The following is an 18,199-nucleotide window of genomic DNA, read 5'->3' as shown; positions in this document are numbered from 1 at the left end:
CTTTGGATTTCTCTGATTACTAGAAATAATATCCTAGTAAGTGCGTATATGTCTCTTGATTAAATTCTTACTACCTTTCTGTATTTGATTAGCTAGGCAATAACAGTTCATAAGGTCCGATGTGGCCAGAATGTGTCCTCGCTCGCATGCAGGTGATCTCGCTCGAGCTCGTGCCACGGGACGTGGCGCTGCTCTCGGCGGTCCACCACGATCACCGCTCGGGCCGGGAGGATCAGACTGCGAGGATGGTCGAGCCGACGGAGAGATCGCCCTCGATCGGAGCGATGCCGTCCAGGATCATCGCGAGGGACCACTGGACGGCCCTGTCGTCGTCCGGTTTCCGCAGGGTCGCGCCGGCGAAGCGCTTCAGCGGGTTCGTGTTGTGGGGTGTGTTCCGCTGCTCAGGAGGAAAGCGTGGGCGGGCCGACGCATCAGGGTCGCCCATATCCATCGGCGCGGCTGGCTCGGGGAACTTCGGGGCTCGCTTGATCGCAGACCGCGCGACACGGCACCTCGGCCGCGTCGGGTGAGCTTGAGCAGGAATGCGGTCCAGAACGCCTCGGCCGCGGAAGGACCGACATCCACGCCGAGTTTTTCACGATGGCCGTCGCCATCGACGGCAGCCGCGCGCTCGTGAAGCTCGGGCAAAAACGGTGGGCCGCGCTTCGGCATTCGTCCAGGCTCCATCCGAAGAGCCGGAGCCGCCTGGAAACACGGCGCAGTCGAATGCCTATCGAAACGCGAACGTCTTCGCGACCATCACGACGTTGCAGAGGATGGGGAGAGGTAAAGGCCTGCTGGCGCGCCCTACGGGAATCGAACCCGTGTTTTCGCCGTGAAAGGGCGACGTCCTGGACCGCTAGACGAAGGGCGCTGCTGCGGCGAGGGGTTCTATATGCGGCTTCCTTCGCCGGGGCAACGGGGTTCGGGCAACTCGTTTGTCGCTTGACGAACCTGGCCGCGGCCGGTTTGTCGGGATCTCCATCGGCGTGCCCATCGTTTCCGTGGCGGCCGGACAGCGGAACCAGTGATCCATGACGACGCGACGCGACGGCCCGCCGGGCCCGAGGACGACCAAGCCCGGCTTCGCGCGCGGGCCCTACCGGCGCGGGCCGGCCCAGAATCAGCGTGGGGCAGCGAGCGTGGCGGCCGCCTCCGGCGACCACGTGGTGCTGTACGGCTGGCATCCCGTGGCGCAGGCGCTCGCCAACGAGGGGCGCAAGCTGCACCGCCTCCTGGCGACGGAGAACGCCATGGCGCGGCTCACCGAGGAGATCGGCACCCTACGGATCGACCCGGAGATGGTGCGCCCCAGCGCCATCAACGCTTTGCTCGGGCCGGACGCCGTGCACCAGGGCCTCTACCTGGAGGCCGACCCGCTGCCGGGGCCGGACCTCGACGACCTGGGCGACGACGTTCTGCTTCTGGCCCTCGACCAGATCACCGATCCGCACAATGTCGGCGCCATCGTTCGCACGGCCGCGGCTTTCGGGGTCGCGGGCATCATCACCACCGCCCGGCATTCGCCGAACGCCACCGGCGTCCTCGCCAAATCCGCCTCCGGCGGCCTGGAGCACGTCCCCCTGATCGTGGTGCGTAACCTGTCGGATGCCCTGGTTGACCTCGGCAAGCGCGGCTTCACCCGGATCGGTCTCGACTCGGACGCCGACACCGCCCTCGACAGCATCGGTCCGAAGCGGCCGGCGGTGATCGTACTGGGCGCCGAGGGCAAGGGCCTGCGCCAGCGCACGCGCGACAATTGCGATGTGCTGGCCCGCATCCCGTTCAGCGGCGAGATCCGCAGCATCAACGTCTCGAACGCCGCCGCCATCACCCTCTATGCCCTCAGCCCACGGGGCTGAGGGCCACGCCCCACCGGGCTCTCAGCGCCAGAAGGGCTTCACGTCGATGAGGTCGCCATGGGCTTCGGCGGCGGCCTTGAGGAGCTTGCGCGCATCGGCCTCGTTGTCGGCGGCCGCCAGACCGGCCGCGAACAGCGTCTCGCTCGCCACAGGGGGATGATCCGGCGAGACCACGAGGCTGGCCAGCACCGTGTGGGCGGTGGCCTGGTCGTTCAGGGCGCCGAGATGGTCCTGCAAGTCCGACAGGGCCGCTGCGAAGGCCTTGTGGCGCTTGCGGGCCTTCTTGTCCGCGAAGAGGCTCGCGAAGAAGTCGGCGCCGTAGCGCAGCTTCTTCGCCTCGATCCGGACTCGGTGGCGCGCCTCCGGATCGAGACGGTCGAGGTGACGCCCGCGCTTGGCGATGCGCTTGCGCGCCCGGTCCAGCACATCCGCCGCATAAGCCTCGGCGGGCCTGTCCCGCTCGCCCGCGTCCGGCAGGGTGCGCCAGGCCCCGCTCTCCAGCCAGCCGGCGAGGTCGAGGATCAGGCTGCGCCACTCCTGCGATTCGAGGATGGCGAGCACCGCGTCGTAGGCGCGGGTTCGCTCGGCTTCGAGGCGGGCCTGAAGGTCCTCCAGACCGGGCTCGTCGGGACGCTTGGCGATCTCAGCCGGCAACGTCTCGGCCAGGAAGACGTCGAGGTTGCGCGCATGCCCGAACGGGTCGGTCACGCGCTTGATCTCGGTCCGCAGGTGCGCGGCCGTCGAATCCTCGGCGAGCACCGGCTTGAACAGCGTGAAGGCCGAACGCAGACGGCGCAGGGCGACGCGCAGTTGATGCAGCGCCTCCGGATCGTGGTTGTGCAGGAACACGTCCTCGTTCCGGCGCAGCTGCGCGAGGCAGGCCTGCGCGATCGCCCGGAAGGCGTCGCCCGCCGTGTCCTCGGGCGCGAGGCGAACGGGCCCAGCCTTGCTCGGGCGCCGGAATGTGCCGTCGACGAGCGCGAAGCCGCGGGCACTCTTGCTCAGGGCGCCGAGGCGTAACGGGACGGTCTCGGCCAGCGCCTGCGCAAGGGTGAAGAGATCCTCCGGCCGGCCCTCCGCCAGTTCGAGCTCCAGCTCCCACAGCGGCGCGTCGCCGTTCGGCGTCTCGATCCGACCCTGGTCGAACGCCACCGCGATGCGCGAGGCCCCGTAGGCGATCGCGCGGCTCCGACGCTCAACCAAGGTGGAGAACAACGGCACCAGGGCCGGGTCGGACACCGTGTCGAGGAGGGCGGGCACCGGGGTATCGGCCAGTTGCGCGAGGTCGGGCTGCGCATCGGCGACGGGCCCCTCCCACTCGGGCCGGTCGAAGAGGCCGACTCCGCTCGAGGCGACCTTGACCGTCTGGAGATAGGCCTCGCCCTCGCGGCGGACCCGCAGGGTGAGACCGGCCGCCCGCAGATCGCCCGCCGCGGTGTCGTAGTAGGTCGAGGTCAGGAACGCCGAATGCTCGGGCTCCGCGGAATGCAGAAAGGGATGGCGGGCCAGTTCGGAGAGGTCGGCGCCCTCGCATTGCAGTTTCAGTTCGATTTCCCGTGGCGCGTCCATGTCTCGTCCTGCTCGTCGGCCTGACCCGCCGGCCTCGATGGATCGCACGGCCCGGAAACCGGGAAAAGCCGGTGGGAGCGCAACCGTTCCGCGCGGAGTCAGGCGCGTTCCCGTCCTGTATGGAGCACCGCTCGGGCCTTCGGCGACCGAAATCTTCACGATTTTCGTTCGCCGCGCGGACGTTGTGGTGTAGCGCAGGGCACCGGCCAGGGCCGGGTTCGGGCAGTCTCGTTGGGCGTATCGATGAATCGGGAGCGGCTCAGGGCCGATCGGCTGCTGGTCGAGCAGGGTCATTTCGAGACGCGGGCACGGGCGCAGGCGGCCATCGCGGCAGGCCTCGTGCAGGCCGACGACCGCCCGGTGACGCGCCCCTCCGACCTTCTCGCCCGCGACGCGCGCATCAGCGCCCGCGCGCCGCACCCCTTCGTCTCACGGGGCGGCCTCAAGCTGGTGGCGGCCCTCGATGCGTTCGGGATCGATCCGGCGGGCCTGGTTTGCCTCGATGTCGGGGCGTCCACCGGCGGCTTCACCGATGCGCTGCTCACGCGGGGAGCCGCGCATGTCTACGCCGTGGATGTCGGGCGCGAGCAATTCCACGCCACGCTGCGGAGCGACCCGCGCGTGACCTCCCTGGAGGGCCGGGACGCGCGCAGCCTCGACCGAGATGCGATCCCGATAGCACCAGCCCTCTGCGCCATCGACGTGAGCTTCATCTCGCTACGCCTCGTCCTGCCGGCGATCCTGCCTCTGCTGGCCCCCGGGGCCGTCCTCGCGGCGCTGATCAAGCCGCAATTCGAGGCGGGACGCGAACGGATCGGCCGGGGCGGGATCGTGCGCGACCCGGAGATCCACGCCGAGATCTGCGACGCGCTATCGGCCTTCATCGCAGGTTCGGGGATGACGATCCTCGGCCTGATCCCGTCGCCCGTCACCGGCGGCGACGGCAACCGCGAGTTCCTGATCGGGGCACGCCTGGATTCCCCACCATGACCGAAACCCCGAACGAAACCCTCCCGACCGAAACCCTGGAGATCCGCCGCCTCGGGGCGCGGGGCGACGGCATGGCCGAGGACGGCACCGCCGTGGCGCTGGCGCTGCCGGGCGAGCGCGTCACGGTGCGGCGCGCCGGCACCCGGGCGCAACTCGTTGCCATCGAGCGCGCATCGCCCGAGCGGATCGACCCCTTCTGCCCGTATTTCGGGACCTGCGGCGGCTGCGCCGTGCAGCACCTCGCGCCGGAGCCCTACGCGGCCTGGAAGCACGGCCAGCTCGTCCAGGCGCTGTCCCAGGCGCACCTCGCCGTGGAACCGGCACCGCTGATCGACGCGCGCGGGGAGGGCCGCCGACGCCTCACGCTGCACGTGCGCGCCGTGGACGGCCGGGCCGAGGCCGGGCTCATGGCTGCCCGCAGCCACGACCTCGTTGCGATCGACCGATGCCCCATCACCGTGCCGGAGCTGCATCGGGCGCCCGCCGTCGCGGAGGCGCTGAGCGCCCCCCTCGGGCACGGCCGCAAGCCCCTGGACGTGGGCTTCACGGCCACCGAGGCCGGGCTCGATGTGGACATCCGCGGCCACGGACCGGCCGCGGAGGGCGTGCGCGCCGCCCTGGTGCGGCTGGCGAGCGACCTCGACCTGGCCCGGCTCAGCCTGCACGGGGAGGTTCTGGTGGAGCGCCGGGCGCCCGCGATCACGACCTCGGGCCTGCGGCTGGTGCCGCCGGCCGGGGGGTTCCTGCAAGCCACGGCGGCCGGCGAGGCCGTGCTGGCAGAGGCCGTCGTGGCCGCCCTCGACAAGAAGACAAAGCGCGTGGTCGACCTATTTTCCGGCAGCGGCCCCTTCACCCTCGCGATGGCACGCACGCGCGACGTGCACGCGGTGGAGGGGGAGGCCGCCGCCCTGGCGAGCCTCGACCGGGCGGTGCGCGCCGTACCGGGCCTGCGTCAGGTCACCACCGAGCGGCGCGACCTGTTCCGGCGGCCGCTGCTGCCCCTCGAACTCGAGACCTACGACGCCGTGGTGTTCGATCCGCCCCGGGCGGGGGCGGGCGCCCAGGCGACACGGATCGCCGAATCGAAGGTACCCCTCGTCATCGGGGTCGCCTGCGACGTCGGTACGTTCGCCCGCGATGCCGCGACGCTGATCGCCGGCGGTTACACCCTGGAGGCGGTCACGCCGATCGATCAGTTCGCCTATTCGGGGCATGTCGAGGTGGTGGGCGTGTTCCGACGTCCGCGTCCGCCTCGCAAGCGGCTCTGAGCGGGCCCAAGCTCGACAAAGTGCGCACGGCCATTAGGTGATGGCCCATGCGCGCGCTCATCCTCGCCTCCGGCCTCGTCGCCGGGCTCTTCACCCTCTCCGGCCCCGCCAAGGCGGATGCCTGCGGCGATCTCATTGACCGGGTCGTCGCCGGCACACAGGCGACCCTCGTGAAGCGAACGGCGGACTTCGCCGAACTCAAGGCAACCGACGGCATCGGGATGACGCTGGCGTGCGGGCAGCTCTCGGCCGTGGGCGTGCAGTTCCGCGGCACGAGCCTCCCGGAGGCCTACTTCCCACTGTTCGGCCGCGCCGGCCATGCCACCACGGGGATCGCGGCCGACGTGATCGCGGCAGCTGGTCAGAAGGCTCGCGAGGCCGCCGTGACGACGCGGCACAGCAACGTCGATGCGGGCAATGCCCTCGTCACCTGCTCGCTGTCGAATTCCAGCGGAAGCCCGGTCACCGCCTGCGCGGTGATCGACAAGGACGATGCCCGCTGACGTGAATTCAGGACCGCATCGCGATCAGCATGTAGCCGGAATAGGCGAGGGCGGCCGCCATGAGGAGATAGACGTTCGGTTCCATGGTGCCGTCGTCTAGGTGCAGCGCAACACGCCGTCGATTCGACGCCGTGCCGCTGCGGCATCGCGTTCGCTTCAGGTCGTGTTAACCCTGTTCCGGGAAAGCTTCACCCCGCGCGCTCTGCGAGCGCTTGGCCGCCGAATCCGCCGAGGAGCCGATGCCGCGTTCCATCCGCTTCGTTCCGGCGATCGCCGGGTTCGTGCTTGTCATGATGCAGGGCATCGGCGGCGCGTCGGCGCAGGAGCCGTCGGTGCAAGCGCCGTTGTTCTTGCGCATCCGCCCGGCGGGGGATACGCCCGCCGGTCTCGGCGGCGCGGGCTCCTCTGACGAGGAGATCATCCGGGCAGCCCGGGCGCGCAGTGAAGCGGTGTGGCAGCGGGCCGAGGCGCGATCGCGAATCGCCATCGCGTCGGTCTGTACGGGATGCATTCCAACGCCCCGTCCGGCCGAGCCCATCCCGGCGAAGCCCCCGCCGAGCCCGTCCGCTCCGCATGCGGACGGCGTCGCTACCATCGCGGCCGGTCCCCCGGCCGCGCCGATCCAGCCCCTCGCACAAGCAGACGCTCCATGACCCAGTCTCATCCGACCAGCGGCGCCGTTCCCGATCCGGACTGCCCGGTCTCCCTCGATCTCCTGGGCCAGGTCTACCGGGCCGACGCCGACGACCTGCCGGAGATCCTGGCGGCGATGTCGACGACCACGCGGGCGCGCCTCGCGGTCTACCTCTACGGCAAGAGCCACATGCACCAACTCGGCCTGCGCGTGGCGCGGGAATGCGAGCGCGAGGACCTCGTCCGGGTCGCGGACGAGATCGGCTCGGTCGTCTACGGCCAGTCCCGCCTCAAGCCTGCCCGCCCCGCGACGCCGAGCCCGGCCGTCGCGCCACCGAAGAAGATTAGCCTCGGCGGCTCGGGCACGAAGAAGATCAGCCTCGGCGGATCCGGCGCCAAAAATCGCCTGTTCGACTAAAAACCGCCTGCTCGGTCGATGTCTCGTGGGAGGCCGGCCGCGCCGCGACGAACACGCGCGGCCCGGCCTCGACCTCCCGCTATCCCCCCTTGGAGATCCCCTGCATGTTCGGTTCGTGGTTGAAGCTCAGCATGGACGCGACGCTGCTCGCCATGGAATCGCAGCAGGTGATCGGGATGCGGCTGGCGATGTTCTCGCTCGGTGGCAGCGCCGCGCAGGCCGAGGCGCAGCGGATGGTCACCGAGAAGATCATGGCGGCCAACGAAGCCGCCCTGCTCATCGCCACGGGCGGTTCCACGTCCCGCGTCGTGGCCGGTTACCGGCGCAAGGTCAGGGCGAACGTCCGTCGCCTGTCGAAGCGATAGCGCCGGAGTTCCTTAACCACCTCTTAACCACGAGCTTTCATCCTTTGGCCGAACGATCGGGCCGCAAGGACAAGGAGCGTGTGATGAGCCAACGCGAGCAACAGGTGCGGGAACGCGCCTATTTCATCTGGGAGGGCGAAGGCCGTATCTTCGGCCGGGCCGAGGCCCACTGGCTTCAGGCCGAGGCGGAGCTGCGGGCGAGCCTGAGCCCGGCGCCCCTGCAGGTCCAGACCGCCGCGCCGGACATCACGCTCGCGCCGAGCCCCGCCCAGGTCCTCGCTGGGTCGCTTAAGGCGAAGCCGAGCCGAACCCGCAGCGTGACCGCGACGGTCGAGACCAAGGTGAAGACCGCCGCCGCCAAGGCCTCGGCTGACGTCGCGCCGAAGCCGGCCAAGTCTGCGAAGTCGGTCGCGGCCAAGCCTGCTGCCGGCAAGACCCCTTCGGTGAAGGCCGAGCCGGCCGCCAAGGCCCGGGCACCGAAGGCCGCCGCGCGCCCGCGCGCCGAGGCCGTCGCCAGCGTTCACTAGGCTTACCCGTCTGGCGAAGGTCTCGGCGCGCGGACGCGCGGCGGCCTTCGCCGATCACGTCGTATCGAATCTGCAAAGCCCGCTGCCTCGAGACCCGAGGCGCGGGCTTTTCCTTTGGCGCTGGCCGCTTGTCCCGTCCCGGAACGAAGCAGCACCTTGGCCGTTGTCGGCGCAGAGTGATCCCGCGCAGCCACCTGGATGGCGGCGCCCCGTCCGTTCCGCGAGAGGCTCCCATGAGGACCACGATCTCTACCCTTCTGGCGGTCAGCTTGGCCGGATTACCCATCGGCGCGGTGGCAGGCCCCGCGTATCGCGGCGCGCCCCTGGTCCTCGACGTGGATGCCACCGGTGGCGTCGGCGGCCGTGCACCCTGGAGCCGCAGCTGGGAATACGATTCCGGCAGCGACAACGATCGCCGTCCCGAGCTGCCCTATTACCAGCAGGGACGCGGCCAGCAGACGGGTGGCCCCGCCCGCAATCTCCTGCCCGACGACGGGCTCAACATCTTTCCGCGCTGATCGGCTGACGTCGGAACAGCCGGACGCACCGGCTGTTTGCCCGGGCGACACCGTAGAAGGCTCGGGATCAGACCATGGCTAAGACCGTCCAGGCGGTGATCTTCGACATCGACGGGACGCTGCTCGACAGTGTGGACCTGCATGCGCAAGCGTGGGTCGATGCGTTCGCGCATTTCGGCGTCGCGGTGTCCCACGCCGATGCACGCAGCCAGATCGGTAAGGGCGGCGAACAGCTGCTGCCGGTCTTCCTCGACGCGGAGCGCGTGAAACGAGAAGGCAAACAGATCGAGGCCTACCGCTCCGACCTGTTCAAGCGCGAATACCTGTCCCGGGTGAAGCCCTTCGCCGGCGTCCCCGAATTGTTCCGGCATCTGCGCGCCCGGGGCCTTACCGTGGCCTTGGGCTCCTCCGGCAAGGCCGAGGAGGTCGAGCAATACCAGGAGCTGCTGGGTATCGCAGGTCTCGTGGATGCCGTCGTGAGCTCCGACGACGTGGAGCGTTCGAAGCCTTTTCCCGACATCTTCGAGGCGGCACTCAAGAAACTCGCGCCGATCAAACCGGATGCCGTCCTCGTGATCGGCGATACGCCCTATGATGCCGAGGCGGCCACGCGGGCCGGGCTGCGCACCATCGGCGTCCGGTGCGGCGGTTTCCCCGAAGCGGACCTCAAGGGTGCAGGCTGCATCGCGATCTACCAGGACCCTCAGGACCTTCACGCCAGCTTCGACGATTCGCCCCTAGCCCGTTAAATCGCGCGAATCGTCCCCAGGAATCGGCATTTCGTCCCGCCCGCAGGGCAGGATTGCGTGCCGGCTATGGATAGATGGCAAAAAACTCTGGCGTGGGCGCATCCGATGGCGTAGCGAGCCGCCCGTGATCGCGCATGATCACGTCTCGGATCCGCGGACCATGCCCCAGCCGGCCCAAACGAACCTGAAGTCGGAGTCCATCGGCGAACAGCCGCCGCTCCAGATGCAGATCCAGTCGGCGGTCCAGGACCGCACGACGCCGATCAGCCGGCTGCTGCGCCTGATGGCGGCCCTCGACGCGGACGCCTCCGCCAACCAGAACCTCCGCCACGTGCTGCGCGCCCGCATCGGCGCCCCCTTGAGCGTCTGATCGGCTTCACCCCGGGGTCGACCAAGGCCCCGGGCGGTTCAAGGGACGACCCAGGCGCAGTCCTTTTCGCCGGCCACCGCGAGGCACTCGAAGGGTGCCCCGCCCACCATTGCCCGGTGTTCCGGCGCTCCGATACGATCCCTGGAAATTGTCCGGCAGCTTCGATGCCGGGGCAGGGCGCTCTCCATGGCATCATGCCCTCCAGCTGCCATGAGGACGCGCAGCGACACCAGTGTGTCGCAGGCGATGACGGCGGGTGCCTCTGCGCGAGCGGCCGTCATTACCAGCATCGCGCTGAGAATCACCGGAATTCTCGTCCTCATCGACGTGCCTTCTCCTGCGCGGGCGCTTTCTCGGTCGGTCGGCTCTTGTCGCCGCGCGCCTTCGGCAGAGCTTCACTGAGGTTCACCGCGCCGGCCACGACCCAGTGGCAGACGCTGGTGTTGCGCAGGGTCACGCAATCATAGGCGTTGCCGTTCAGCGTCAGGTGTTCCTGAAGGGCCGTCACCGCTTCGCGTGCGAGCACCGTGCAGCCAAGGTGGTCCGTACCGTCACTGCCCAGCAGCGCCGCCGCGGCGGGCATATCCGACTTGGTCTGGCGCAGGAGCATGCGCAGGTTGACCAGGGAGGGACACCCGACGATCGGGTTCGGGGCCGGAGCGGCGGACACCACGGCCGGCAGGCAGGCCGCGAGGAGCGGGACGAGGCCGAGGAGGCGAAGCGAAGACATCTGGCATCCCTGTCGCGATGCCGTTTCGCTCGGCCGCGACGAACCCTGCGGATTCTAGGGCACCACCGGGGGAAGGGGAATGGCGCTCAGCCCTCCGCGCGCCGCAGCTTGGCGAAGCGCTTGATCGCCCGGTCCCGGCGCAGGCGCGACAGGCGTTCGATCCAGAAGATGCCGTCGAGCTGGTCGATCTCGTGCTGGAGGCAGGCGGCGCGGAATCCCTCCGCCGCCTCCTCGTGCACGGCGCCCGACAGGTCGCGGTATCGCACCCGGACTGCAACGGCGCGCTCGACCACGTCCATAATGCCCGGCATCGAGACGCTGCCCTCTGTCTGGGGTGCGAATTCGGGCGACGCCCAGACGATCTCGGGATTGACGTAGCGGGTGATCGGATCGCCCGGCTCCATGCGCAGGATCACCACGCGCTGGAGGCGGCCGATATGCGGAAGCGTCAGGCCGAGGGCCGAGACGGCCCGCATCACGGCCTCGAGATCGCGCACGGACCCCTCGAGTTCATCGTCGAAGTGTTCGACGGGCGCCGCCACCAGACGAAGGCGCGGGTCGGGGTAGAGGAGCAGGGCTGGGTCGGACACCGGCGACGTTCCGAGAGTTCGAGCGGTCACGGGTCCGCGAGGACCGGGTTGGCGAGATGAGCCGGCGGCCGGCTTGGCCCGGGCCTTGCGGCGCCTCGTACGAAGCCAACCCTATCAGGAGACGCAATGACGGATCGTCATCCCAAGCGCAACCGTAAGGTCACGGCCAGCCCGAGCCGGCACTTTCTCGAAGCAGGGCGCGAATCCGGCGAAGTCATCGTGCTCAGCCTCGCCACCGTGCTGGGCACGCTTTGGGCGATCGTTCTGGTCACCCATTTCCACGACCCCTTGAGCAGCTTCGGCCAGTCCCTTTGGCTGATGCGGTGAGGACGCGTGCCGCCCGCCCGGCTCGCGCCGGCGGGCGGCACCGGGCTCCTCAATACTCCCACTCGGCGCCGACACCGACCGCTGTGCGGCCGTCGCTGCCGGCCTCCCCCTGGATCTTGATCCGGCGCGTGACGTCGTAATCCACCGTCGCGGCCGTATCGGCGGGCTTGGCGCCCGCTTTCACGCCGACGCTCAGTCGGTCGCTAAGATAGCGCGAGGCGCCGAGCGCCGGTCCGCCGCTGGCCCCGGTGGAGACGTCGAGGCTGTCGAGGCCGAGCCCCTTGCGTGCCTGCTCGAACACGTCGACGCCGCCGGCCCCGCCCGAGAACTGGGCCACGGCTTGCGCGAGCTGCAGCGCCTGGAACGGCGATAGGCCGCCGGACGCCTTCTTGAACAGCAGGCGCGACAGTACCTCGTCCTGCGGCAAGCTGGGGTCCGAGGTGAGGAGGAAGCTCGGCTGGTTAGCCGGTCCGGTGACCGCGATGCGGGCGGTCACCTCCGCGGCCTTGGTCTCGGCGATGAAATCGAGTTCGGGCGTGGCGATCTCGCCGCCGAAGGTCAGGCGCCCCCGGGTAAAGTCGAGCCGCTGGCCGACCACGCTGAACCGGCCGCGCCGCATCTCGAAATCACCCGTGGCCACGGGATCGCGCGACGAGCCGGTGAGGCGCAGCGATCCGCCGAGTTCCGCATCGATCCCGCGCCCACGCACGAAGATCCGGTTCGGCGCGTTCACGGCGACATCCAACGTCGCATCGAAGGGCGGCGCCGCCTTCCGGCCCTTGCGCCCGAGGGCCGCGATCTTGGCGCGGCGATCCGAGCGCGCGTCGAGTCGGGCGCGGATGTCGGGCGGGGTGTTAATCCGGCGGATCTCGGGCAGCGGCTGCACGGTGGCGGGCAGCCGGTCGGGCACCGACACGTCGACGGAGACGAGATCGATCCGTCCCGCAACCTTCGGCGTGCGGGCGAGCGGTCCGGTCAGGGCGAGATTCAGGCTGGCAACAGCCGTCATCAGCGGGCTGGAGACGAGTTCGGCCCGCTCGGCCGTGAGACGGATGGTGCCGGGGAAGCCGGCGCCGGGCTCCAGAGCCACGCGGCCGTCGCCCCGCAGGGCGCCGCCGTTGCGGGTCTGCGCCGTCAGGCGCTCCACCACCAGGGTGTCGCCGCGGCCGGTCACGCGGCCCTCGATGTTGGTGAGGCGAATGCCCTGGAGCGGATCGGTGAAGGAGCCGCCGGTGAGGGTGGCGACACCCTCGGCCCGCGGCGCGGCGAGGTTTCCCGTCACGCCGGCATCGAGGGCGATCCGCCCGGCCACGCGCTGGCCGCCGACGCTGAGGAAGCTGTTGGCCAAGGCGGCATCGAGGGTGCCGCGCAGCTTCACCGCGAGGGCGCCACCCGCCGCGACGGGCAGCGAACCGGAGACGGTCATCTCCGCGCCGCGCCCGGCCGAGACGCGTCCGTCGATCCCGGCGCGGCCCTCGCCGACCGTGCCGCTGGCACGCGCCTCGATCGGCGGCAAGCCAGCCTTGCGGGTCTCTGGCGTGACGAGCCGTGCCACCGTGAAGGCGTAGCGGCCCTCCGGCCGGCTCGCGGAACCGCGCAGGTCGGCCTCGCCGTCGAGGGTGCCGGTGAGCGCCAGACTGGGAGAGGCGATCCGGGCGAGCGCCAGGGGCAGGCTGCGGATGCCGAGCTTGAGATCGAGGTCGCGGCCGGCCCGTCCCGAGAGGCTGACACGGCCGCTGCCGGCGGCCACCACGAGGTTCTCGATCAGCGCGGTTCCGGCATCCAGGGTGACGCTGGCGGGTCCGGCGAGCGCCAGCCGGTCGCCGCCGCGTGCGGCGGAGAACCGCGCGATGTCGATGCGGGTCCGCTCGCCGGGCACGAGGCGCGCGGCACCGTCGAGGTCGAATCCGCGTGCCTTGGCCGAGAGCGTGATGTCGCTTGCGTTCGGCGCCCCTGTGGCGGCGAGGCGGATCGTGTCCAGGCTCTGGCCGGCGGCAACGAGCCGGTCGGCGTTCACACGGCCGTCGATAACGGGCCGCCCGGTCAGATCGCGCCCCGTGAGATCCGCGTCGAGGCGCGACAGGCCGATTTCGCCGACGCGCAGCGATCCGCCCTTCGCACGGATCGCCGCATCCTGCCGGCCGCCGTCGCGGGACAAGGTCACAGAGGCATCGAGAGCGCCAGCCAACGGCGTCAGGGCGAGGGGTGAGAGATCGTCGAGGTTGCCCGCCGACAGGGTCAGGGCCCCTTGCGTCAAGAGGGTGCGGGCATCCAGGGCCACATCGCCGTCGAGGGTGACCGATCCGAGTTGGAACGCCAGCCGGTCGAGACGCCACGCGTCCGGCGTAGGACGGGCGAGGTGCGCGTCGCCGCGCAAGGGCTTGCCCGCGACATCGCCGGATAGGCGAAGGGTTCCGTCGAGGGCGCCCGTGAGGTCCTTCACGGCGGTCTCGATCCGCAGATCGCGCAGGGGGCGCCCCAGGGCGCGGGCCTCTGAGGCGGTGAGCGTCGCGGTGAGGTCCGGTTTCTCCAGGGTGCCGGTGAGGCGCCCGTCGAGGAGGGCGCGGCCGGCGAGCTTCGGATCGAAGGTCGCGAGGTCCTTCAGGTCCACGACGAGCTTGGCGTCTGCGAGGCGGGCGGTGGCGCGGCCTTCGAGGCGCGCGACGATCTCGGCCCCCTCGAGGCGGGCGCCCTCGAAGGCGTAGCCGTCATAGACCTGCGAGAGACGGCCGCTGAAGCGCGGAGTGTTGCCGAGGGTGCGATCGAGGGCGGGCAAGGAGAGAGCGAGGCCGCTCGTGCGCAGATCGACATCGGCGGTCACCGCCTTGCGGGCCGGATCGCCGCTCAAGCCGGCGCGCGCCGTGAGAGCCCCGGCCAGGGGCCGGCCGGCGAACTCGGAGAAGGCCGTCAGGTCCGGGAGCGCCGCGTCGAGGACGCCGGTGAGCGTGTTCTGTCCGACCTTGCCCGCGTAGGAGGCCCGCGCGGTCGGCCCGTCGAGGTCGAGCTTGGCCACCTCGACGACGCCGTCGGGCTGGAGCGTTCCCCGGAAGGTCAAGGCCGCCCGCGTCCCGATCGCCCGGCGCAGCGCCGGGTCGGCGAGACGCAGACCATCCACCTTCGCGTTGGCCGAGAGGGCGAAGCGGGCAGCACTCGGCTCCGGCCCGGACGGCAGCATCGCGATATCGGCCTCGATCCGTTCCAGGGCACTGCCGTCGGCACGCAGGCCAGCGGCCTTCAGGGTTCCGTTCACGGTGGGGCGGGCGATCGCACCCTTGAGGGTGCCGTCGAAGACGAGGCTGTCGAGTTCGGCATCCGCCGCCCGTGTCATCCCGCCTTCAGTGGGCACGGCCCGGGCGGAGACCAGGAAGTCGGCGATGCGGTCGGCACTGAGGGTTCCACGCGCATCAAGGCGCGCGGTGCGGGAGGCGAGTTCGAGACGATCGATGCCGAAGGCGCCGCTGTCGGCAAAGCGCAGGCCCGCGTCGAGCTTGGTGGTGCCGGAGAAGATCGCCGCCGCCGGCCCCGGCAGCAGTGCCTCGATGCGCGAGGCGAGATCGAGGGCGAGGCGCCGCTCGCTGCCGATGCGCGAGATCCGGGCCGAGCCCTTGGCGCCGAGTTCCGGCCCGGCATCGAAATCGAGGCGGGCATTCCAGGCGTCCAGAGTGCCGCGCCCGTCGAGATCGAGATTGATCGGGGGCGTGCCGGGGAGGTTCGCCGCCTTCGAGAGTAGGCCGCCGGCTGGCTCGACCAAGGTGGCCTTGAGTTCGAGGGTCTCGCCCTTCGGTACGAAGAGCAGGCGGGCGCCGAACCGGCCCTGTGCATCGAGGCGCTGCACGCTGAGGTCGAGGTCGAGCCCTTCGGCCGGCGCGCCGAGGCGGGCGCGGCCGGCGGCGGACAGGCGCGCCGGCTGCCCGGCCAGGGCCTCGCCGAGCACGAGTTCGGCCAGCTTGAACGCCTTGACCTCGACCTTGACCGGCAAGTCCGGCAGCAGGGACCCGTCTGGCTCCGGAGTGGCCGAGACCGGGGCGGGGAGGGGCCGACGGATGACTTCGAGGCGGCCGACCTCCAGGGTCTCCACCTCAAGCCGGCCCGAGAGCAAGGCGAGACGGCGCCAGACGAGGCGCGCCCGGTCGAGCTTCAGCCAGACGCCACCTGCGTCGCTGATGGCCACGTCGCGGATCGTGGCGTCCGAGGACAGGGCGCCGTCGACGGCCCCGATGGCGACGCGGGAGCCCGGCGTGGACAGCGCCTTCGAGAGCAGGCCGCCGAGCACCGTCTTCTCGCCCTCGTCGGCGTGGGTGCGGGTGGCCGGGCCGGTCGCCAGGACGGACACGCACAGGACGGCGGCGGCGAAACGGACTTTCCCCCGGAGACGAGGGAGGGTCGATACCCAGGAGCTCAGTGAGGTCCGAAATCCCATCAGAAGGATTGTCCCAGGCTGATGTACAGGGCCACGGGGCGCTCGTGATTGCCCTTGATGCGGTCCATCGGGAAGGCGACGTCGACGCGGATCGGGCCGATGCCGGTGTAGTAGCGGAGGCCGAGGCCGACCGCGTAGCGGATGCGCTCGTCGAAATCGGGCAGGCTGCCGGCGAAGGCCGTGCCGGCGTCGATGAACGGCACCACTCCGATCGTGTCGGTGACCTTGATGCGCGCCTCCACCGAGGCTTCGAGCAGGCTGCGGCCGCCGATGGGCAGGTTGAACGGTCCGCGCGGCCCCAGCGTCCGGTAGGGGAAGCCGCGCACCGAGCCACCGCCACCGGCGAAGAACCGGATATTGGCCGGGATCTCCTCGAGGTTCGCCCCCGAGATCGAGCCGAAGCCGAGGCGACCGGCCAGGATGTAGCGGCCCTCGTCGTCGAAGGCGTAGTAGGTCGAGCCCTGCGCCTTGGCGACGAAGATCGACGGGTCGGACCCGAGGAAGCCCGCATAGGGTGTCGCCGAAGCGGTCAGCCGCACGCCCTCGGTGGGGTCGAGCAAATTATCGGTGGAATCGTAGCCGACCGAGACCGGCACGCCGATCAGGCGGTAATCGACCTTGCCCAGCGCGTCCTGCGAGCGCCCGGCCTGACCGTCCACACCGACCTGCGCAAAGAATGTGTCCGAGAAGCGGTGGCGCAGGGCCACCGTGCCGCCGGCCGCATCGCTGACGTAGGATTGCTGCGCCTCGCGGCCCGCGAAGACGTTGGCGATGAAGTCGTTGCGGGTGCCCCACAGGGCCGGCTTGACGAAGGTGGCGGAGAGCCGGCCGCCGAGCCCGTTCGAATCGATGCCGGCGGCCTTGCGCTGCTTCGCGTAGAGGTCGTTGCCGAGGTAGTAGATGTCCGCGTCGACCCGCAGGGTCTCGCCGCCCCCGAACAGGTTGCGGTTGGCGTAGTAGGCCCGGATTCCGGGCCCATCGACCGTGGAGAAGCGGGCCGAGACGCCGATCAGGTTCTTCTCGCGCTCGGTGACGTCCACGAAGATCGGCAGATTGCCCGCGCCGTCCAGGGCCTCGCCCTCGCGCACGCGGATGGAGCCGAGGCCTTCGACCTTGGCCACGGAGCGGCGAATGTCCGAGACGGCCTTGGGCGTGTAGGGGTCGCCCGGTTCCGCGTAGATGAAGGAGCGGACCACCGCCGGGTCGATGTCCTTCGTGCCGCGCACCGCCACCTCGCCGAGGCCCGCGATCGGTCCCGGGTCGACCGTGTAGGTCACGTCCATGACGTGGGCCGCATCGTCGACGACGGGGTCGCGCGTGACGGCCTTGGCGAAGGGATGGCCGAGGGACCGGAACCGGTCGACGATCCGGGCCTCGCGGGCCAGCACGGTGGCTGAGCGGGCCGGCACGTCCTCGCCCACGCGGGTGAAGCGCTCGGGAAGGATCTCCTCGGAAAAGGCGGTTCCCCGCGGATCGCGCACCGCGATGGAGCGCAGGGTGTAGAGGGGACCGGGCTCGACCACGACCTTCACCGGCACGAGGGCACGCCCGCGCGACGCCTCCGCCGCGCGGGCGGCCACGATGACACTGGGCTCGCCGGCCAACGCGACGCCGTCGATCCGGATCGCGACGCGGCCCTGGTAGTAGCCGTATCCGGAGAGCACATCGGCCAGGCGGCGCAGATCGGCCTCGGCGCGGCGCACCAGACCCTCTCCGTCCGGCGGGGCCTCTTGCCGAAGCCGATGGAGGGTCGAGGTGTCCTGGAGCGCGCGCAGGACGTCCTCGTCGTCGACGCCCTGGAACTTCACCGTGTAGGGCAGCGCACCGGCGCTCGGCGCCGGCGGCTCCTCCTCGGAGGCGAACAGCCCGAAGAGATCGAACGCCAGTGCCGGCGCGACCGGAACCGCGCCGCCGGCGAGACCGGCAGCGACCGGCCACGCGGCGCGTGCGAGCCGCAGGATCGACGTGTTGTGGATTCGCCCCCGAATCCGCCTCACGAATGGGCGATCCGGTGTGAAGCCGGCCGCGCCGCAATCTCGGTCATGCGATCCCTGTCCTGATCCCAGCGCGCATGATCCCGCCGGGCCGTGTCCAAGCCGTTAAGTTCAGTCGTGCGCAAATGTGTCGGCTTTCAGACTACCGGTCAGGCTTCCACACAGCAACCTTGGCGGGCATCGCGCCCAGGGCGACCGCATCCGCTTTCGAGGTTGGATGTGTACCGGGACCACCGCCATCCCACGCCTCTCGGAGCGGCTCGAACCCAGGGGGGTGCGTCATGATCAACGCACAGGCCGCCCTCGCCGAGACCATGGCGAATGAATCGCCACTTGGTTTGCGGACGCTGTCCGACGTCAGCACCT

At 70.4% G+C, this 18,199-nt stretch carries 19 protein-coding genes and 1 tRNA gene; 12 read left to right on the top strand and 8 right to left on the bottom strand.

The window, feature by feature from the left end:
* Positions 1-232: 232 nt before the first annotated feature.
* From MFF30_RS20095 to MFF30_RS20085, 3 genes are all read right to left on the bottom strand, one after another.
* A complete protein-coding gene (locus tag MFF30_RS20095; protein WP_238281544.1) occupies positions 233-445 on the bottom strand; it encodes a hypothetical protein in 213 nt (70 codons plus the stop codon).
* Complete coding sequence (locus tag MFF30_RS26235) at positions 367-672, bottom strand: transposase (RefSeq protein ID WP_373320955.1); 306 nt, start codon at positions 670-672, stop codon at positions 367-369. The genes MFF30_RS20095 and MFF30_RS26235 overlap by 79 nt, the downstream gene beginning before the upstream one ends.
* A 126-nt stretch (positions 673-798) precedes the next feature.
* Positions 799-874, bottom strand: a tRNA-Glu gene (locus tag MFF30_RS20085).
* A gap of 160 nt (positions 875-1,034) precedes the next feature.
* On the opposite strand from MFF30_RS20085, the gene rlmB reads away from it, so the two are divergent.
* Positions 1,035-1,862, top strand: a complete 828-nt coding sequence (rlmB, locus tag MFF30_RS20080; protein ID WP_238281522.1) for a 23S rRNA (guanosine(2251)-2'-O)-methyltransferase RlmB — start codon at positions 1,035-1,037, stop codon at positions 1,860-1,862.
* A gap of 21 nt (positions 1,863-1,883) precedes the next feature.
* Here the strand turns inward: rlmB and MFF30_RS20075 are convergent, their stop codons facing one another.
* Positions 1,884-3,431 carry a CYTH and CHAD domain-containing protein gene (locus MFF30_RS20075; protein WP_238281520.1) on the bottom strand — a complete coding sequence of 516 codons (1,548 nt, stop codon included), beginning with the start codon at positions 3,429-3,431 and terminating at the stop codon, positions 1,884-1,886.
* A gap of 243 nt (positions 3,432-3,674) precedes the next feature.
* On the opposite strand from MFF30_RS20075, the gene MFF30_RS20070 reads away from it, so the two are divergent.
* The 10 genes from MFF30_RS20070 (at position 3,675) to MFF30_RS20025 (ending at position 9,772) form a co-directional block, all read left to right on the top strand.
* Positions 3,675-4,421, top strand: a complete 747-nt coding sequence (locus tag MFF30_RS20070) for a TlyA family RNA methyltransferase (RefSeq protein WP_238281518.1) — start codon at positions 3,675-3,677, stop codon at positions 4,419-4,421.
* Positions 4,418-5,689, top strand: a complete 1,272-nt coding sequence (locus MFF30_RS20065) for a class I SAM-dependent RNA methyltransferase (protein ID WP_238281516.1) — start codon at positions 4,418-4,420, stop codon at positions 5,687-5,689. Before MFF30_RS20070 ends, MFF30_RS20065 begins: the two co-directional genes overlap by 4 nt.
* A 47-nt stretch (positions 5,690-5,736) precedes the next feature.
* Positions 5,737-6,192 carry a hypothetical protein gene (locus MFF30_RS20060; RefSeq protein WP_238281514.1) on the top strand — a complete coding sequence of 152 codons (456 nt, stop codon included), beginning with the start codon at positions 5,737-5,739 and terminating at the stop codon, positions 6,190-6,192.
* A 212-nt stretch (positions 6,193-6,404) separates the two neighbouring features.
* A complete protein-coding gene (locus MFF30_RS20055) occupies positions 6,405-6,845 on the top strand; it encodes a hypothetical protein (protein ID WP_238281512.1) in 441 nt (146 codons plus the stop codon).
* Complete coding sequence (locus tag MFF30_RS20050) at positions 6,842-7,243, top strand: hypothetical protein (RefSeq protein ID WP_238281510.1); 402 nt, start codon at positions 6,842-6,844, stop codon at positions 7,241-7,243. Before MFF30_RS20055 ends, MFF30_RS20050 begins: the two co-directional genes overlap by 4 nt.
* A 104-nt stretch (positions 7,244-7,347) precedes the next feature.
* On the top strand, positions 7,348-7,608 hold the full coding sequence (locus MFF30_RS20045; protein ID WP_238281508.1) for a hypothetical protein: 261 nt from the start codon (positions 7,348-7,350) through the stop codon (positions 7,606-7,608).
* Between the two features lie 83 nt (positions 7,609-7,691).
* Positions 7,692-8,135 (top strand): DUF2934 domain-containing protein, encoded by a 444-nt coding sequence (locus tag MFF30_RS20040; RefSeq protein WP_238281506.1) that lies wholly within the window; start codon positions 7,692-7,694, stop codon positions 8,133-8,135.
* 233 nt (positions 8,136-8,368) lie between these two features.
* Positions 8,369-8,653: a hypothetical protein gene (locus tag MFF30_RS20035; protein ID WP_238281504.1), complete on the top strand. Its 285-nt coding sequence runs from the start codon at positions 8,369-8,371 to the stop codon at positions 8,651-8,653.
* A 74-nt stretch (positions 8,654-8,727) separates the two neighbouring features.
* A complete protein-coding gene (locus MFF30_RS20030) occupies positions 8,728-9,402 on the top strand; it encodes an HAD family hydrolase (protein WP_238281501.1) in 675 nt (224 codons plus the stop codon).
* 160 nt (positions 9,403-9,562) lie between these two features.
* Positions 9,563-9,772: a hypothetical protein gene (locus MFF30_RS20025; RefSeq protein WP_238281499.1), complete on the top strand. Its 210-nt coding sequence runs from the start codon at positions 9,563-9,565 to the stop codon at positions 9,770-9,772.
* Positions 9,773-10,091: 319 nt separating this feature from the next.
* On the opposite strand, the gene MFF30_RS20020 is transcribed toward MFF30_RS20025, so the two are convergent.
* Entirely contained in the window at positions 10,092-10,502 is a 411-nt protein-coding gene (locus tag MFF30_RS20020) for a hypothetical protein (RefSeq protein ID WP_238281497.1), read from the bottom strand.
* Between the two features lie 86 nt (positions 10,503-10,588).
* Entirely contained in the window at positions 10,589-11,092 is a 504-nt protein-coding gene (locus MFF30_RS20015; protein WP_238281495.1) for a peptide deformylase, read from the bottom strand.
* Between the two features lie 126 nt (positions 11,093-11,218).
* Here MFF30_RS20015 and MFF30_RS20010 point away from each other — a divergent pair, with 126 nt between their 5' ends.
* Positions 11,219-11,419: a hypothetical protein gene (locus tag MFF30_RS20010; RefSeq protein ID WP_238281493.1), complete on the top strand. Its 201-nt coding sequence runs from the start codon at positions 11,219-11,221 to the stop codon at positions 11,417-11,419.
* Between the two features lie 49 nt (positions 11,420-11,468).
* Here MFF30_RS20010 and MFF30_RS20005 read toward each other — a convergent pair whose 3' ends face one another.
* Entirely contained in the window at positions 11,469-15,839 is a 4,371-nt protein-coding gene (locus MFF30_RS20005) for a translocation/assembly module TamB domain-containing protein (protein WP_238281491.1), read from the bottom strand.
* Positions 15,839-17,725, bottom strand: coding sequence for an autotransporter assembly complex protein TamA (locus MFF30_RS20000; RefSeq protein ID WP_238281542.1), 1,887 nt, complete (start codon positions 17,723-17,725; stop codon positions 15,839-15,841). Before MFF30_RS20000 ends, MFF30_RS20005 begins: the two co-directional genes overlap by 1 nt.
* Between the last annotated feature and the right edge of the window lie 474 nt (positions 17,726-18,199).

Source organism: Methylobacterium goesingense (genome assembly GCF_022179225.1).
GTDB lineage: Bacteria > Pseudomonadota > Alphaproteobacteria > Rhizobiales > Beijerinckiaceae > Methylobacterium > Methylobacterium goesingense.
The sequence above is the reverse complement of the archived record's forward strand: the minus strand, read 5'-3'. Positions and strand labels throughout refer to the sequence as shown.

Excerpts from the sequence above, each read along its gene's own strand:
- MFF30_RS20075 (WP_238281520.1), bottom strand. The coding sequence starts at position 3,431 with ATGGACGCGCCACGGGAAATCGAACTGAAACTGCAATGCGAGGGCGCC.
- MFF30_RS26235 (WP_373320955.1), bottom strand. The coding sequence starts at position 672 with ATGCCGAAGCGCGGCCCACCGTTTTTGCCCGAGCTTCACGAGCGCGCG.
- MFF30_RS20050 (WP_238281510.1), top strand. The coding sequence starts at position 6,842 with ATGACCCAGTCTCATCCGACCAGCGGCGCCGTTCCCGATCCGGACTGC.
- rlmB (WP_238281522.1), top strand. The coding sequence starts at position 1,035 with ATGACGACGCGACGCGACGGCCCGCCGGGCCCGAGGACGACCAAGCCC.
- MFF30_RS20040 (WP_238281506.1), top strand. The coding sequence starts at position 7,692 with ATGAGCCAACGCGAGCAACAGGTGCGGGAACGCGCCTATTTCATCTGG.
- MFF30_RS20065 (WP_238281516.1), top strand. The coding sequence starts at position 4,418 with ATGACCGAAACCCCGAACGAAACCCTCCCGACCGAAACCCTGGAGATC.
- MFF30_RS20035 (WP_238281504.1), top strand. The coding sequence starts at position 8,369 with ATGAGGACCACGATCTCTACCCTTCTGGCGGTCAGCTTGGCCGGATTA.
- MFF30_RS20030 (WP_238281501.1), top strand. The coding sequence starts at position 8,728 with ATGGCTAAGACCGTCCAGGCGGTGATCTTCGACATCGACGGGACGCTG.
- MFF30_RS20070 (WP_238281518.1), top strand. The coding sequence starts at position 3,675 with ATGAATCGGGAGCGGCTCAGGGCCGATCGGCTGCTGGTCGAGCAGGGT.
- MFF30_RS20025 (WP_238281499.1), top strand. The coding sequence starts at position 9,563 with ATGCCCCAGCCGGCCCAAACGAACCTGAAGTCGGAGTCCATCGGCGAA.
- MFF30_RS20010 (WP_238281493.1), top strand. The coding sequence starts at position 11,219 with ATGACGGATCGTCATCCCAAGCGCAACCGTAAGGTCACGGCCAGCCCG.
- MFF30_RS20020 (WP_238281497.1), bottom strand. The coding sequence starts at position 10,502 with ATGTCTTCGCTTCGCCTCCTCGGCCTCGTCCCGCTCCTCGCGGCCTGC.
- MFF30_RS20005 (WP_238281491.1), bottom strand. The coding sequence starts at position 15,839 with ATGGGATTTCGGACCTCACTGAGCTCCTGGGTATCGACCCTCCCTCGT.
- MFF30_RS20095 (WP_238281544.1), bottom strand. The coding sequence starts at position 445 with ATGGGCGACCCTGATGCGTCGGCCCGCCCACGCTTTCCTCCTGAGCAG.
- MFF30_RS20060 (WP_238281514.1), top strand. The coding sequence starts at position 5,737 with ATGCGCGCGCTCATCCTCGCCTCCGGCCTCGTCGCCGGGCTCTTCACC.
- MFF30_RS20045 (WP_238281508.1), top strand. The coding sequence starts at position 7,348 with ATGTTCGGTTCGTGGTTGAAGCTCAGCATGGACGCGACGCTGCTCGCC.